This window comes from Paenibacillus sp. FSL R5-0345 (genome assembly GCF_000758585.1).
Lineage (GTDB): Bacteria > Bacillota > Bacilli > Paenibacillales > Paenibacillaceae > Paenibacillus_AQ.
In genome coordinates this window covers 3,691,017-3,706,951 of the sequence record NZ_CP009281.1, presented here as the reverse complement: position 1 = coordinate 3,706,951, position 15,935 = coordinate 3,691,017, and the positions used below count along the sequence as shown (strand labels likewise).

At 42.7% G+C, this 15,935-nt stretch carries 12 protein-coding genes; 10 read left to right on the top strand and 2 right to left on the bottom strand.

Annotated elements, in window-relative coordinates:
- The first annotated feature begins 22 nt into the window (after positions 1–22).
- The 4 genes from R50345_RS16410 to R50345_RS30850 are packed head-to-tail and all read left to right on the top strand — an operon-like array spanning position 23 to position 4,431.
- Complete coding sequence (locus tag R50345_RS16410; protein ID WP_231573791.1) at positions 23–1,216, top strand: hypothetical protein; 1,194 nt, start codon at positions 23–25, stop codon at positions 1,214–1,216.
- The gene (locus R50345_RS16405) at positions 1,209–1,907 is read left to right on the top strand and encodes a response regulator transcription factor (protein ID WP_042128265.1); all 699 of its coding nucleotides are present in this window, start codon (positions 1,209–1,211) and stop codon (positions 1,905–1,907) included. Before R50345_RS16410 ends, R50345_RS16405 begins: the two co-directional genes overlap by 8 nt.
- A complete protein-coding gene (locus tag R50345_RS16400) occupies positions 1,904–3,361 on the top strand; it encodes a sensor histidine kinase (RefSeq protein ID WP_042128263.1) in 1,458 nt (485 codons plus the stop codon). Before R50345_RS16405 ends, R50345_RS16400 begins: the two co-directional genes overlap by 4 nt.
- A gap of 11 nt (positions 3,362–3,372) precedes the next feature.
- Positions 3,373–4,431 (top strand): GNAT family N-acetyltransferase, encoded by a 1,059-nt coding sequence (locus tag R50345_RS30850; RefSeq protein ID WP_197069684.1) that lies wholly within the window; start codon positions 3,373–3,375, stop codon positions 4,429–4,431.
- Between the two features lie 195 nt (positions 4,432–4,626).
- Here R50345_RS30850 and R50345_RS16390 read toward each other — a convergent pair whose 3' ends face one another.
- Complete coding sequence (locus tag R50345_RS16390) at positions 4,627–5,850, bottom strand: glucose-1-phosphate adenylyltransferase (protein ID WP_042128261.1); 1,224 nt, start codon at positions 5,848–5,850, stop codon at positions 4,627–4,629.
- A gap of 215 nt (positions 5,851–6,065) precedes the next feature.
- Between R50345_RS16390 and glgB the strand changes: the two genes are divergently transcribed.
- The 6 genes from glgB to R50345_RS16360 all read left to right on the top strand — a co-directional run bounded on the left by glgB (position 6,066) and on the right by R50345_RS16360 (position 13,800).
- A complete protein-coding gene (glgB, locus tag R50345_RS16385; protein ID WP_081954101.1) occupies positions 6,066–8,000 on the top strand; it encodes a 1,4-alpha-glucan branching protein GlgB in 1,935 nt (644 codons plus the stop codon).
- Positions 8,001–8,064: 64 nt separating this feature from the next.
- The gene (gene glgA, locus R50345_RS16380) at positions 8,065–9,489 is read left to right on the top strand and encodes a glycogen synthase GlgA (protein WP_042128258.1); all 1,425 of its coding nucleotides are present in this window, start codon (positions 8,065–8,067) and stop codon (positions 9,487–9,489) included.
- 326 nt (positions 9,490–9,815) lie between these two features.
- Entirely contained in the window at positions 9,816–10,634 is an 819-nt protein-coding gene (locus R50345_RS32450) for a transporter substrate-binding domain-containing protein (protein WP_042128255.1), read from the top strand.
- 105 nt (positions 10,635–10,739) lie between these two features.
- Positions 10,740–11,405, top strand: coding sequence for an amino acid ABC transporter permease (locus tag R50345_RS32445; RefSeq protein ID WP_042128253.1), 666 nt, complete (start codon positions 10,740–10,742; stop codon positions 11,403–11,405).
- On the top strand, positions 11,392–12,114 hold the full coding sequence (locus tag R50345_RS16365; RefSeq protein ID WP_042128251.1) for an amino acid ABC transporter ATP-binding protein: 723 nt from the start codon (positions 11,392–11,394) through the stop codon (positions 12,112–12,114). Before R50345_RS32445 ends, R50345_RS16365 begins: the two co-directional genes overlap by 14 nt.
- A 156-nt stretch (positions 12,115–12,270) precedes the next feature.
- A complete protein-coding gene (locus tag R50345_RS16360; protein WP_042128250.1) occupies positions 12,271–13,800 on the top strand; it encodes a Ppx/GppA phosphatase family protein in 1,530 nt (509 codons plus the stop codon).
- Here R50345_RS16360 and ppk1 read toward each other — a convergent pair.
- On the bottom strand, positions 13,748–15,862 hold the full coding sequence (gene ppk1 / locus R50345_RS16355) for a polyphosphate kinase 1 (protein WP_042128248.1): 2,115 nt from the start codon (positions 15,860–15,862) through the stop codon (positions 13,748–13,750). The two genes, R50345_RS16360 and ppk1, sit on opposite strands and share 53 nt — an antisense overlap.
- Between the last annotated feature and the right edge of the window lie 73 nt (positions 15,863–15,935).

Here is a 15,935-nt window from a genome sequence, read left to right as displayed (position 1 = left end):
CATCAGTGATCCTGTTTCTAAGATGAAATCCCCACAATTGTCTGCTGACAAAGCAACACTTATGGCTGCTATTAATTCACTTAAGCCAGCGGGGTCCACGTTGATTCGACCGACCAATGACGAGGATAGTACCATCTTTACTGAGGATCTCAATAAGGATGGAATAATGGAGACACTAGTGTTCTATAAGACACCTGGAGAAGCTGTAGAGATTCACGGGATGATCTTGGAGAAACAAGGCGACACCTGGGTCAAAAAGCTTGTATTCGATGGTGACGGAACTGTGCTGGAGTCGGTTGATATAAAGGACATGACAGGTGATGGGAAGCTTGAAATTGTTACCGGATATTCACGAGGTGAAGAAAAGGGGCTAGTGGTCTATAGCTATTCCAGCGGTTCATTGGTAGAGTTGCTTTCACATCCGTATACAAAATATATGATTGATGATCTAAACGGAGACGGAATTGAAGACATCACCGTTGTTTATTTTAAAAGAAATGAATTTTCGACCATTTCAATCTATCAGTACAATGATGATGGCTTTAAGGTTCTCGATAAACTTGATGATATAGACCCTTATTTTAACAATTATTACAATATTGTTGCAGGAAAAATCTCGGAGGATAAAGAAGGAATCGTATTGGATGCTGCAGTGGATTCTCAATCTGCTTATTCCTCGATTGTTCTTATGGAGAATAATAAGCTGCGTGTGGTTTTACCAGGTGATGCGCGGACTTATAAAGATCGACGGATTGCAAGCGAAGATATTGATCATGATGGCATTATTGAAATTGGATTGCTTGAGGTACCCAAAGGGTGGGAGTATTTCGATCCAGCTGAAATTCCATACTTTACCTCCTATTATAAATGGGATGGAAAAGACGGGCTGACCTTCACAACCCAGCTATATCATGATCCATCGGATCGATTCAATATTAATTTTTCTCCAGAATGGCATGAGAAGGTGACGGTTGATACGAAATCGGTTTTGGATGAGAACCTTAAGTTCATCATGTCTGATACAGGTGAGACGGTTGCTGAGGTTGCTTTCTTTTCTCCTTCTGAATGGGACCGGGTAAAGAATGACGGTTGGGATCTTCTTGCACGTGATGCAGCTAAGGTTATCGCCTACCGCGGTAAGTTAGAACAAAGTACAACAACGGAAGGAAGTAATAAAATTGCTTCCCCTATAGAAAGGAAGGGAATAGATGAGTAAAGTACTGATACTGGAAGATGAGGAGTCTATTCGTAGTTTTATTGTTATCAACTTGAAGCGTAATGGTTTCGAAGTGATAGAGGCTGCGGATGGGCATGAAGCTCTTCACAAGTTAACCACGATTCCTGATATTGATATCGCCCTATTGGATGTAATGGTTCCAGGTATTGATGGATTTGAAGTATGTAGACGAGTTAGAGAAACCAATGAACGTTTGGGTATTATTTTTCTGACTGCCAAGGTTCAAGAGCAAGATAAAGTGTATGCTTTATCCGTAGGTGCTGATGACCATGTTAGTAAGCCATTCAGCCCGACAGAACTGATAGCTAGAATTCAATCCTTGCTGCGTCGAGTGAACGTTCATCGTGAACAGTCAGCGAAGGTCTCTTTTGTTTCAGGTCCTTTCACCCTGGATCTAATTTCCAAACATTTCAAGCGTGATAATGAAGCGATTGAACTGACGCCAACGGAGTTTTCATTAATTCAATTCTTTCTTGAAAAAGAAAATACACCGCTCAGCCGCGATCTTCTGCTGGATCATGTGTGGGGTAAGGAGTATATGGGTGATCCCAAAATCGTGGATGTGAATATTCGTCGTCTGCGCCAAAAGATAGAAAATAATCCGTCGGAGCCAGAATTTTTGCAAACGGTATGGGGACACGGATATAGATGGAAAGGCCAAGTACAATGATTAAGAAGGGGATGCGCAGGCAAATCGTTCTACACTACATTCTTGTAGTTTTTTTGGCGCTTCTCCTTGTAGAAGTTATCTTCTTGCTTGCCATCAGAACGTATTATTATGACAGTGTTTATAGCAAGATAAAAAACCACATTACCATGGCAGAGACGTTCTACCATAAATATCAGTTAGGTGGCGATAACAATTCGAACCAGCTGCAAGAGCTGCTGGATAGATTTTCGCTGAACAATACCGAACTGGAAGTATTGACCCTGAATGGGGATATGATTACCAGTTCAACTGGTTTTCAGCCTGACCGTACGATTACAACCAGTGACGTCCCAGAAGCAGTAGGAGGCAGTATTGGCCGCTGGGTAGGGCGCCAGAGTGGTACTAACGAGAGCGTTATGGCTGTATCTAAAATGTTACAGATTCACGGCCGTGATACGTATGTTCTAAGGTATCTTACTTCACTAGAAGGCATTAACAACGACTTGCTTAATCTTACATTACTGTCGATTGGAATAGGTGCAGCTGTCTTGGCTGTTGTTATCGTATTCAGCTTCGGACTTGCCAATTCTATCGTAAAACCGCTCAATAACATTACGGCGGTTTCAGCCCAGATGGCTAAGGGCAGATTTAATGTGCGAATTAAGGGGAATTACAAGTTTGAGATTGGTGATTTAGCTTCAACGCTGAATTATATGGCTCAAGAAATTGTGCGAAGCAATCAGATTAAGGATGATTTTATTTCTTCTATTTCACATGAGCTACGAACACCACTTACGAGTATCAAGGGCTGGAGTGAGACATTGATCTCTGGCGGCTATGATCCGGAGGAGACGAAGCTTGGTGTTAGTATTATTTCTAAAGAAAGTGAACGACTGATTGGTCTAGTGGAGGAGATTCTCGACTTTTCAAAGCTGCAGCAGAACCAAATGAAGCTATCCATTGGGATTGTTGACGTGAAAGTGTTACTTCAGGAGACGATACTGAATATTTGGGCTAAGGCGGAGAAGAAGCGTATCCACTTGCTTCTGGAATGTGAAGATGGGATCTATGTTAAAGGCGATGCTAATCGTCTAAAGCAAGTGTTCTTGAATCTGGTAGATAATGCTGTGAAGTTTTCCCATGAGGACTCCAGTATAGAATTGTCTGCGAAGAGACTGTCCTCAACTGAGACTGCTATCATGGTTCGTGATAGTGGAATTGGGATTAGTGAAGCGCATATCTCCAGAGTTAAAGACCGATTCTTTCAAGTGGATGCACTCAATGGGGGAACTGGCTTGGGGTTAGCGATCTCACAGCAGATTGTAGAACTTCATAATGGGACACTGGATATGGTAAGTGAGCTTGGAAAAGGGACGGAAGTTACCGTAATCTTACCACTTACTGAGAAACCACCTGAGGTCGTTTCAGATCAAGTAATGCCAAATCAAGCTATATTACCTGATTCAGATGTCTAGGGGGTATGGAAATGGATGTCTTGGGGAACTCAATTAGGATTGTTCGCGGAGAACCCGACCGGACAGGTGATATCTTAAGTATACTGCAGGAAGCAGCAAATTGGATGGAGCTAAACGGGATTAAACAATGGACTCCAGGACAATTCAATGAGTCTGATATTGCAGGCTATTTTAACGACAGGCATGTTTATCTTGCGCTTGTCGATGATGTTGTAGTTGGAATGTTCACGTTACAATTTACTGACCCTCAATACTGGGGAGATAAAAATGATGAGGCCTATGCTTATTTGCATAAGCTGGCTGTAGCGGGTACACATCGCAGTCAGGGACTTGGGAAGCATATGCTTATGTATGCTGTGGTGCTAGCTAAAGAACTTGGGTGCAGAGGACTCAGATTTGATACCGTCGCACACAACATTAAACTCAATCGTTATTATCAAAGCATGGGTTTTCATTACATGGGCACTAACGATATGGGAAATGGTCGTTTAGTGAACCTTTATGAGCATTTTGAGGAGACACCTGATCTCGATCGTCTGATTCTTAGATTTATGTCTGAATCGGACTTTGAACACTTGAAACGATGGAGTTTATCACCTGATTATCTGAAGCAGTGGGCTGGACCTTCACTAACCTTCCCACTTGACGATGACCAGCTTACTAAGTATTTGAGTGGAGCTAATCATCCAGCGAATTCTGACCGCTTGATCTTTTGTGCGGTGCATGAAGCTACTCTAGAGGTCGTGGGTCATATCAGCTTTTCAACCATAGACCGGTCTAATCGATTTGCACGAATAGGTAGGGCAGTTGTAGATCCAGATTGTCAGGGTAGAGGCTTTGGAACAAGGATGATGAATGAAATGCTTCGGATTGGATTTGAGAGCATGGGGATGCATAGACTTTCCCTGGGTGCATTTGCTTTCAACACTGTTGCCTTGAAAACTTACGAAGCCGTGGGCTTTAAGCGGGAGGGCGTTCAACGTGAGGCAGCGCTGTTTGGGGATCAATATGTAGATTGTGTGGAAATGAGCATGTTAGATAGAGAATGGACAGCACTTCAAAATTCATAAGATTAACCTCTAACAACCGAAAGGGCTGTTGCTCTGGTCATGATCGACCAGGACAACAGCCCCTTTTTATAAATATAAGGATATATAAGTTTCACACTATACATTATCCTTATATTTCTCGCATAAACGCTTACCGTCCATTTGGGACGCCGAAGGCGTTTTTGCTTGATAAAGTATTTTTCTATATAATGGTTATTATGAAGGGAGAACTTCCCGTAGACGTCCTGTCTTCTCATAAACATCCTGAAATAGACGGGAGGGTTGGTTCCGAACCGCTGGCTTTGGAGCTACGGTCTCATAAGGCCCAACGACTACAATATTATTTATACTTCCCTTGATGACAGTCCCATCCTTAATAATTGCACCTTCGCCAATAATGGCATTTTCAATCTGTACTCCACGCCCAATGCGGACGCCAGGCATAATAACACTTTGTTTAATCTGGCTCATTTTGCCGATTTCTACACCGTTGAAGATTACAGAACGTTGTAAGCTGCCTTCTTGTGTGCAGAATTCATTCACGAGTGAGTCCGTTGATGGGATCTGAACACGTGGTTTATGGACAGATAGCTTAGTCCGGCGGATCCGGCTGTACATCGGCCAATGTGCTTTGTCGAGCTTCATGCCATTGTTTTTTTGCAGAAGGTCCATGTGAGCTTCCCAGAGACTACCCACAGTTCCAACATCTCTCCAGTATCCTTTGAAGCGGTAAGCGAATAAATCATCATTCTGATCAAGCATCGTTGGTATAACATCTTTACCAAAGTCATGACTGGAATTCGGATTAGCTGCATCCCGCAACAAGTGCTCCTTCAGATAAGCCCACTCAAACAGGTAAATACCCATGGAAGCCAAATTACTTTTAGGTACTTTAGGTTTTTCCGCAAACTCAGAAATTTTTAGTTCATCATTTACGTTCATTACGCCAAAACGACTGGCTTCATCCCACGGTACTTCCATCACGGAGATGGTGGCTTTTGCAGCTTTCCCTACATGATATTCTAGCATTTTCCGATAATCCATATGGTAAATATGGTCACCGGATAGAATGAGTACATGTTCTGGATTGCAGCTATCGATATATTCAATGTTCTTATAAATCGCATCAGCAGTTCCTGTATAGCTATCTCTGCCTTCAACACCGGAAGGAAGCAGGGTGACGCCTTTGTCCTTTTGACTATGTAAGCCCCAAGGTTCACCTTCTCCGATGTGATCATGCAAGGATTCAGCTTCATACTGTGTCAGGACACCTACTGTATCAATTTTGGAATTTACACAATTACTTAGTGGGAAATCAATAATTTTGTACTGTCCACCGAAAGGGACTGCAGGCTTAGCCATACTGGAAGTTAAGGGAGCCAATCTACGGCCTTCCCCTCCTGCCAAGAGCATGGCGATACAATCTTTTTTGTTATTCATTTGTTATCCCTCCCATTATTTTGTCAATGCTTGTAATATAAACTTACGACAAGCACTTGAAACGACATAGGTGAAGTATATTGCTGTGTAAAAAGAAAAATTACAATTAATATTTCTTTATCAGAAAATCTTTTGTTTTCACATCAAATCATTTTCAAAATGGTAATATTCGGTTAATGTAATAGGTACAAGCATTCAAAAAAGGTGGTGTAGAATTGGCTGAAATAGCAACAATCGATACCCTTCCGTCAGCTGCTGATATTTATTTGTTCCATGAGGGCACCAATTATCGCAGCTATTCTATGCTGGGTGCGCACACTGCCGCTGAAGAAGGCGTTACGGGCGTGCGCTTTACCGTGTGGGCTCCTCATGCGACATATGTAGGACTAGCTGGTGATCATAACGGCTGGGATGGAACACAGGACATGGACTCGTTATATAAGATACCCGATTCAGGATTTTGGAGTCGTTTTTTTCCGGGAATAGAGCCGGGAACTTTTTACAAATACAGGATTGTTGCCAGTGATGGCTCAAGCTTCCTAAAAGCTGATCCATTTGCCTTCAAAGCTGAGGTTCGCCCGGCGACTGCATCCGTTGTTACGGATCTCAGTGGTTACCGATGGGGGGATGCGGTATGGCGGAGAAAGAGTAAAGCTCCATATCATCAACCGATGAACATTTATGAGATGCATTTTGGAACTTGGCGTCAAAAAGAAGACGGAGAATTTTACAGCTATAAAGAAATGAGTGAATTATTAATTCCTTATTTGGTGGAAATGGGCTATACCCATGTTGAGTTTATGCCGCTGGCGGAGCATCCATACGATTTATCTTGGGGCTATCAAGGAACGGGGTATTTCGCGGCGACGAGTCGATATGGTGAACCCCACGAGTTGATGTATTTAATCGATCATCTGCATCAAGCTGGAATAGGTGTGATTCTGGATTGGGTTCCGGCTCATTTTGCAAAGGATGCTCACGGTTTAAGAATGTTTGATGGTTCACCGCTTTATGAATATGCAGATCCGATGTTGGCGGAAAAACCAGGCTGGGGAACTCTTTCCTTTGATTTCAGCAAGCCAGAGATTTCTTCGTTTCTTATCTCAAACGCACTCTTTTGGTTTGAGTATTATCATATTGACGGGATGCGTGTAGATGCGGTTACCAGCATGCTTCGTCTCGATTTTGAAAAGCAGGCTCATCAATATCGGCGGAATGTGAATGGTGGTCTTGAGAATTTAGAGGCTATTAAGTTTATTCAGAATCTGAATAAAGCGATATTTCAGTATTTTCCTAAAGCATTGATGATGGCAGAAGAATCCAGTGCTTGGCCGGGAGTTACTGCGCCTGCTCATGAAGGTGGCCTAGGTTTCAATTACAAATGGAATATGGGATGGATGAATGATACATTGGGCTACATAGAACATGATTTCTGGGGGCGTCCATATCATCATAATTTATTAACTTTCCCAATATGTTATGCTTATGCCGAAAATTATGCATTACCGCTATCGCATGATGAGGTTGTACATGGTAAGAAGTCGTTGCTCGACAAAATGCCGGGTTCTTATGAACAAAAGTTCGCAGGACTTAGGCAGCTGCTTGGTTATCAAATATCCCATCCCGGAAAGAAACTCCTGTTTATGGGAGGAGAATTTGGTCAATTTATCGAATGGAAGGATCAGGAACAGCTGGATTGGCTGCTGCTGGACTATGACAGCCATCGTGGCATGCTAGCCTATACTGCTGCTCTAAATAAACTGTATCGCTCGGAGAAAGCTCTGTGGGAGCTTGACCATTCCCAAGAGGGTTATCAATGGATTGATGCAGATGACAATGAACAAAGCGTAATTTCATATATGCGTAAAGGTAAGAAGCCTGGAGATACCTTACTGTTTATCATCAATTTTCAACCTGCCCAGCGTCAACAGTATCGTATAGGTGTCCCACGTCAAGGGACTTATGAAGAAATCTTTAGCTCGGAAGATGTAGCATTCGGAGGCTCGGGTATACACAATGCACCTCAGAAGAGCAAAAAGCTGGAATGGCATAATCAGGTGAACAGCATAGAGCTAACATTACCGCCTCTTAGCTTCCTAGTGTTTAAGAAAACAGCACGAGTGGGTAAGAGTAAAGAGGCAAATGAGTAATAGTAATGAGTAATAGTTCAAAGCAAGTATAGAGAATCCGTACACTTTAAAGGGGGAAATAATCATGAAAGTTTTATTTGCCGCAGCTGAAGCTCATCCATTTGTCAAAACGGGTGGCCTGGCCGATGTCATTGGGGCATTACCTAAAGCGCTGAAGGGTGCCGGGGTGGATGTACGAGTGATTTTGCCCAAATATCGTGGGATTCCTGAAAAGTTTACTTCGAAAATGGAACATATAACGGAAGTTTATGTGCCAATCGGCTGGCGTAATCAATACTGTGGGATCGAACATATGGTTTATGACGGTATTCCGGTATACTTTATTGACAATGAGTACTATTTTGGGCGGGACGGAATTTACGGATATATGGATGATGGTGAACGCTTCGCGTTTTATAATCGTGCGGTGCTGGAGTGCCTACCGGCTATTGATTTTCAGCCTGATGTCTTGCATTGCCATGATTGGCATGCGGCTGTGATCCCAATGCTGCTTCAGGGACATTATCGACACAATCCATTTTACAGCGAAATGCGAAGTGTATTTACTATACATAACCTGTTGTATCAGGGAGTGTTTCCTTATGAGGTGCTTGGGGAGCTATTAGGTCTGGATAGCAGTTATTTTGGAGGCGTGGAGTATTACGGGAATGTGAATTTCTTAAAAGGTGGCATTGTATACAGCGATCGAGTCACCACCGTTAGTCCAACCTACTCAGAAGAAATCCGGACCCCATATTATGGTTATGGGCTGGATGGATTGTTGAATGCGAGAGCGGATGTGTTAAGCGGTATTGTGAATGGGATTGATACGAAAAGTTATAACCCTGCAACTGATACAAGTCTTGTTACACGTTATCGTTCTAATCTGGCTAAGAAAACGGAGAACAAGCTAGCCCTGCAAGAGGAATTAGGATTACCTGTGGATGCTAATATCCCTATGGTTGCCATGGTTACTCGTCTTGTGGATTCCAAAGGCTTAGATCTGCTTACTCGAGTATTGGATGAGCTACTCTATAATGATGACATTCAATTTGTTCTGCTGGGAACGGGGGATGAGTCCTATGAGCGTTGGTTCAAGGAGGCAACTTGGCGTTATCCAACAAAGTTATCTTCACAAATCCTGTTTAATGATGCACTCTCACGCAAAATATATGCCGCTAGCGATATCTTTCTCATGCCTTCCAAGTTTGAACCTTGCGGGATCAGTCAACTTCTCGCATTGCGCTACGGAAGCATACCAGTAGTGCGGGAAACGGGTGGTTTAAATGACACTGTCCAAGCTTACAATGAAGAATCCGGTGAAGGTAATGGCTTCACGTTTAGCAACTACAACGCCCACGATATGATGTTTACGCTTCGCCGGGCGATCTCTTTATTTAAGCAGCCTGAGCACTGGAAAAAGATTACGAAAAACGCGTTCGCTGGCGATTACAGCTGGAATGTATCCGCTCAGCAGTACATTGATATTTATAATGAAATTACGGATTAAAGGTTTATCCTATTCTCTAACAGTTTAATAAGGAGTACTCTTGAAGTTTGGCTCATACTTCAGGAGTACTCTTTTTTATGGGGGATATGGAAATCTAGCCGCATGATTTGGTTAAGTTAGGGAATAGTAAAAATGTATAAAATTATATAAAATTTGAATAAATGTTGAATAATTATTTTCTGAACAATGAATCATTTGCTTTGAAACCCAATAAAAGGAAGTTATTGTCACAATTATGCCTTTGCATATTCATGCGTTCTGATTTATAATAAGTCGGTCAAAGAGACAACTTGGATTTTTTTCATAAGAATAGGGGAGATATAGAAATGAACAAATGGGGTAAACTTGGTTTAGGTATGATATTAGCGGTAGGTCTGTTATCAGGCTGCGGTCAAAATAAAAATGATAATGATACCGCTGCAACTGGTAATGCTAATTCCGGTGGGGCTACTAAGAAGCTTACAATGGGAACAAGTGCTGATTTTCCTCCATACGAATTCCATAAAGTAGTAGACGGTAAAGATACTATCGTGGGCTTCGATATCGATATTGCTAAGGAAATTGCTGCTGATATGGGCGCTGAACTTGTAATTAAGGACTTGCCATTCGATTCACTGCTAAACGAATTGTCCAGCGGAAGAGTAGATATTGTAATTTCTGGACTGAGCCCAACTGAAGAACGTAAAAAGGCAGTTGACCTTTCAGACATTTATTACAAAGCTGAACAAGCCATTGTTGTGCGCGAAGCAGATAAAGATAAATACGCCACTATGGACGCTGTAAAAGGTACAAAAATTGGTGTGCAGACTGGATCGATTCAAGAAGAAATCGCTAAAGGGATAGAGGGAGCTAAGATCACTTCTCTTGGTAAAATCTCCGAAATCGTTCTACAATTGCAATCTAATCGTGTAGATACTGCTATCATTGAAGGACCTGTCGCCAAATCATTCGTTAAGAATGTTCCTGGTCTTGTAATTACTGATGCTAAGCCGGAAGTTGAAGACGATGGTTATGCAATTGGTATTAAGAAAGGCAATAAAGAGCTTTTGGATCAAGTAAACAGCACACTGACACGTTTAAACTCTGAAGGTAAAATTGATGAGTATGTGACGGCAGCTAGTGAGCTTGCAGATAGCACGAAGTAAAGAAACAACGGATATTTTTTAAGTCTGCTAAAGTAAATTGTATGTGTATACAGAAAATAGCGGCAATAGCTATTTTCTATTTTTTTGGAGATGGGAGGATAGGTTATGGATATTACTTTATTTAAAATGGCTTATGATTATCGTGATTTTTTCCTGACCGGTTTGCAGTATACTTTGTTACTTGCCGTTCTGGGTGTCTTCTTTGGTTTTATTCTAGGAATTATCGTTTCATTGCTGCGTATGTCCAAATGGGGTGTGCTTCGCTTCTTGGCAACAGCCTGGGTAGAATTCCTTCGTGGCACGCCTATGCTTGTACAACTTTTCCTAATCCACTATGGATTGGCTACGTTCGGTATTGAGTTTACACCGATTCAGTCGGGGGCAATCACTTTATCCATTAACAGTTCTGCTTACCTTGCAGAGATTTTCCGTGCTGGGATACAGGGGGTAGATCGCGGACAAATGGAGGCAGCCCGTTCGCTTGGAATGAAGCAAGGGATGACTATGCGTCATATTATTCTCCCTCAGGCACTGAAAAGTGTTCTTCCGGCAATCGGAAATGAATTCATCACCATTATCAAGGAATCATCGATTATTTCTTTTATCGGCGTTACGGATTTGATGTTTCAAGCCCGTACGGTTACAACGATTTCATACGATGGTATGACACCACTGGTAATAATCGCATTTATGTACTTTGTACTGACATTTACGCTATCCAAGATCCTTGGCAGATTGGAAAGGAGGCTGAATACCGATGATCGCCGTTAAGAACTTGCAAAAAAATTATGGGAAGCTGGAAATTCTCAAAGGGATTGACTTGGAGATTCATAAGGGTGAGGTCGTCGTCGTGATCGGACCGAGTGGATCGGGTAAAAGTACCTTCCTGCGTTGTTTGAATTTACTGGAGCAGCCAACAGGTGGCGAAATCACGTTTGAAGGTGAATCGATTACCTCTAAAAAACATGATATTAATGTCACACGTGAGAAGATGGGGATGGTATTTCAGCAGTTTAACCTCTTTCCTCATAAAACAGTTCTGCAAAATATTACTCTCGCACCTATTAAGGTGAGAAAGCAGCAGCAGGCTGAAGCAGATAAATTTGCAATGGAGTTACTGAAAACTGTAGGGCTGGAAGATAAGAAGGATGCTTATCCAGCTCAGCTATCCGGAGGACAGAAGCAGCGGATCGCGATTGCCCGTGCGCTGGCGATGCAGCCCCATGTGATGCTCTTTGACGAGCCAACCTCAGCACTTGACCCAGAAATGGTCGGTGAGGTGCTGGAGGTTATGAAGAAGCTTGCAGAAGATGGGATGACAATGGTCATTGTTACGCATGAGATGGGCTTTGCCCGCGAAGTGGGCGACCGTATTCTATTTATGGATGGTGGCGTCATTGTAGAGCAGGGTACACCGGCACAAGTCTTCGGGAATCCTCAACATGCACGTACGCAGGATTTTTTAAGTAAAGTGTTATAATAAGTTAAATTACAGCGGCACTCGGACAAGTTATCCGGGCGCCGCTTTATTTTTTTAACAGTTGCGTTAATTGAGGATATAATGGACTGAGTTCATTTATTTATGTAAACCATGTATAATAGATGGTCAATCAACTTGAAAAGGAGTACATACATAATGAGAGATGATCTGCGCCGTATAGGCATTATCGATATTGGTTCTAACTCCATACGTCTTGTAATCTATGATACAACGCCGGAGGGAGGCTATAAGATCATCAAGGAGTGTAAGTACTCTGCACGTCTTAGTGAGAAGATTACGAAGGAAGGTCGACTGGAGCAGAAGGATATGGAGACCATTATTCCTGTCTTGCGTCAGTTTAAGGAGATCTGCAATGCTTTTGAAGTGGAGACTATACGTGCGGGTGCTACAGCGGCAATCAGAAACGCAGCTAACTCTAATGAAATTATTACCTTCTTGTCAGAAGCTTCTGCGATTCCAATAGAGGTTATTAGTGGTCATCAGGAGGCTTACTTTGGCTTCTTAGGTGTCATAAACGCTTTTAATGTTGAGGATGGTTATGTCATAGATATTGGTGGCGGCAGTACTGAAATCACACTTTTTCGCGGACGCCGTTATCAACATAGCATTTCCTTTCCATTTGGAGCGGTGAATACAAACCTGATGTTCGGACAAGGTGGTAACTGGAACGGAGATCAGATTCACAAGCTGGAGACTTTTGTTCTGGGGAGATTGGTAGAACATGATTGGCTTAACGCAACAGCGGGTCTTCCGTTATTTGGACTGGGAGGGACAGTGCGTTCTTTAGGCAAGCTGGATCAAAAAACGAGAGCATACTCATTACCTAACTCGCATGGTTACACCATGGCTAGTGAGACGATTGAGCATTTTATGAACACATTACCTTCAATGCCTTACGATAAACGTAAAGATTTAGATGGGCTGTCTAAGAGCCGAGCAGATATCATTGTATCCGGTTTAATTATTTTCCATACGGTATATCAGTATGTTGGTGCTAGCCAGGCTGTAATCAGCGGTGAAGGGCTCAGAGAAGGTATGCTTCATGATCTACTGAAGCCGGAGCAACCGGTGCGAGACAGTGCGCTTGAATACAGTTTAAATACGATCATTCGGTTTGATATTCGTACCTCTAAACGGTATTTGGATCATATCAACAAGCTTGCGCTAAGTCTGTTTGATGCATTCAAGGATGAGGAGAATAAAGCTGAACATGAGATGTTGATTTATGTATCCATCATGCTGCATCGCACGGGATCTAACATTAACTATTATCAATCCAAACGTCATACCCTGTATTGGCTAATGAATTCACCGATTCGTGGGCTAACACACCGTCAGCTTATCTTATGCGCGATGATTGCCTCGTATAGCACAAAAAGCCGGAAGCAGAAACTGTCCCAAATGTATAAGGACATTTTACTGCCTTCCGACGAAGAGTGGATTCATAAGCTCGGATCGCTTGTTCAGCTAAGTATTGCACTGGACAGCACCGAGATCGGGATTGTAAGTGGCTTGAAAGCTAATCTACACGGCAATTCACTTCATCTGGACCTTGAGGGCGCCTCAGCACTTCTGATCGGTCTAGAGGACATTGAGAACGCCTTAAAAGCATTTAAGAATGCTTGGGCGGTAAAGGTAAAACTCGGGTTCCCTTCCAACGTGTAACATCCATAGCTGCGAACTGGCTCCGGAAAGGGGCCTTTTTGTCGTCTGGTTGCTCGTAATATCCGTTAGGCTGTAAGAAGCTGGCCTTCACATTATCTTTAAGGGATAGTTCAAGAATCTTAACTATCTGTTTACGAATATTGCTGTCTTTGACTGGGCACATCAGCTCAATCCGGCGGGTTAGGTTTCTTGTCATCCAGTCTGCACTGGATAAATAAACCTCAGGCTTTCCACCATTTTCAAAATAGTAAATTCTTGAATGCTCCAGAAAGCGGTCGACAATACTACGAACCGTAATGTTCTCGCTCAAGCCTTCAATCCCTGGACGAAGACAACAAACTCCCCGAACGATTAAATCGATCGATACACCGGCCTGTGCAGCACCATATAAATCGTCAATGACTTGTTGATTGGAAAGAGAGTTCATTTTGGCAATGATACGTGCAGGTCTACCAGCTGCAGCATGCTCCGCTTCACGGTGCATCAGCTTTTGTAAGGAAAGACTCATATTCGTCGGAGCAACAATAAAGGAGTTCCAGTCAAAATTGGCGGAATAGCCAGTCATTTGATTAAATAGCTCAGAAGCATCGAGTCCAATATCGCTTTGAGCGGTAAATAGACTGAGATCCGTATATACTTTGGCGGTACTGTCATTGTAGTTTCCTGTGCCTACATGCACGTAGCGACGTAATTCTTGACCTTCCTGACGGACGATCAAAGTAACTTTGGCATGCGTTTTGAGTCCAACTAAACCATAAACGACATGACATCCGGATTTTTCGAGTTGGCGAGCCCAAGCGATGTTACGTTCCTCATCAAACCTGGCCTTTAACTCTACAACCACAGTTACCTGTTTCCCGGATTCAGCAGCATTAGCGAGTGCAGTGATCAGCGGAGAGTTTCCACTAACCCGGTACAAAGTCATCTTAATGGCCATCACCTGTTCATCCTCTGAGGCTTGAATGATAAAGTCCGTCATCGCGTCAAAGGATTCGTAAGGGTGGTAGACTAGGACATCCCGCTCACGCAATACCTCAAAGAAATCCTCATTTTCTTCAAATTCAGCAGGGTAGACGGGCTCGATACTTGGATAGTTTAAGTAACCAAAGCCTTTAATACTTCCAGCGAAATTACGAAGGAAACTTAGGTCTAGTGGACCTTCAATTTCGAATACGAAGTCCTCCAGTTCAAACTCAGCTTGCAGCTGTTCCAAAGCATAAGGATGAATGCCTTTTTGTACTTCAAGTCTTGCAGGGACACCGCGACGACGCTTGCGCAGCTCTTTTTCAATCTCTTCTAGAAGATCCTCGGCCCCTTCTTCGTCGATCGTGAGATCAGAGTTGCGGGTCAAACGAAATTCACTAACAGCCACTGGCTCGTAACCACTAAACAATGTTTGAATGTGATGACGAATGACATCCTCTATAAATACGAACTGCCGTTTCTTACTGTTTGATCGGTGTGGAAGAGGGATACATCTCGGCAGATTTGATGGAATTTGCAGAATTGCAAAAAAAGGCTCCTCTTCAAGGCCATTCTTACGAGTAAGAACTACTGCTAAATAGATGAATTGGCTATGAACGAGTGGAAACGGTCGACTCTGGTCAACAGCCATTGGTGTAAGTACAGGATAGATAATATCCCGGTAATATTGTTCTATGGACTGTTCCTGTGCATGAGTGAGATCCTCATAATCCACAAAAACGATTCCTTCTTTATGCAAGCTCCGTGAAATATCACGGAAAATCCGGTATTGATCGGCAACAATTTTGGTAACTCTCTTAATGAGACGTTTATATAACCCGGAAGGGGTGTAGCCAGTGAAATCTTTTTTCGTATACCCCGCCCGGATTTGATCTTGAATTCCTGCTACTCGAACACTTATAAATTCGTCCAGATTACTTGAGACAATAGCCAGAAATCTAGCGCGTTCCATAAGCGGGTTATCTGGGTCTTGCGCTTCTTTAAGCACGCGTCGATTAAACTCGATCCAGCTCAAATCTCTATTGAGGTAAGCAGTGGCTGGACTGCTTTGGTTGTTTTTATTCTCTTCTGTATTCATGAGACCTCCAAATATGATTCGTTATCTATATCTAATCTATTTATCATATTCTATCATTCTACTATTGGATAAA

Coding starts and splice junctions, on each gene's coding strand:
- R50345_RS16410 (WP_231573791.1), top strand. CDS start 23: ATGAAATCCCCACAATTGTCTGCTGACAAAGCAACACTTATGGCTGCT.
- R50345_RS16405 (WP_042128265.1), top strand. CDS start 1,209: ATGAGTAAAGTACTGATACTGGAAGATGAGGAGTCTATTCGTAGTTTT.
- R50345_RS16400 (WP_042128263.1), top strand. CDS start 1,904: ATGATTAAGAAGGGGATGCGCAGGCAAATCGTTCTACACTACATTCTT.
- R50345_RS30850 (WP_197069684.1), top strand. CDS start 3,373: ATGGATGTCTTGGGGAACTCAATTAGGATTGTTCGCGGAGAACCCGAC.
- R50345_RS16390 (WP_042128261.1), bottom strand. CDS start 5,850: ATGAATAACAAAAAAGATTGTATCGCCATGCTCTTGGCAGGAGGGGAA.
- glgA (WP_042128258.1), top strand. CDS start 8,065: ATGAAAGTTTTATTTGCCGCAGCTGAAGCTCATCCATTTGTCAAAACG.
- R50345_RS32450 (WP_042128255.1), top strand. CDS start 9,816: ATGAACAAATGGGGTAAACTTGGTTTAGGTATGATATTAGCGGTAGGT.
- R50345_RS32445 (WP_042128253.1), top strand. CDS start 10,740: ATGGATATTACTTTATTTAAAATGGCTTATGATTATCGTGATTTTTTC.
- R50345_RS16365 (WP_042128251.1), top strand. CDS start 11,392: ATGATCGCCGTTAAGAACTTGCAAAAAAATTATGGGAAGCTGGAAATT.
- R50345_RS16360 (WP_042128250.1), top strand. CDS start 12,271: ATGAGAGATGATCTGCGCCGTATAGGCATTATCGATATTGGTTCTAAC.
- ppk1 (WP_042128248.1), bottom strand. CDS start 15,862: ATGAATACAGAAGAGAATAAAAACAACCAAAGCAGTCCAGCCACTGCT.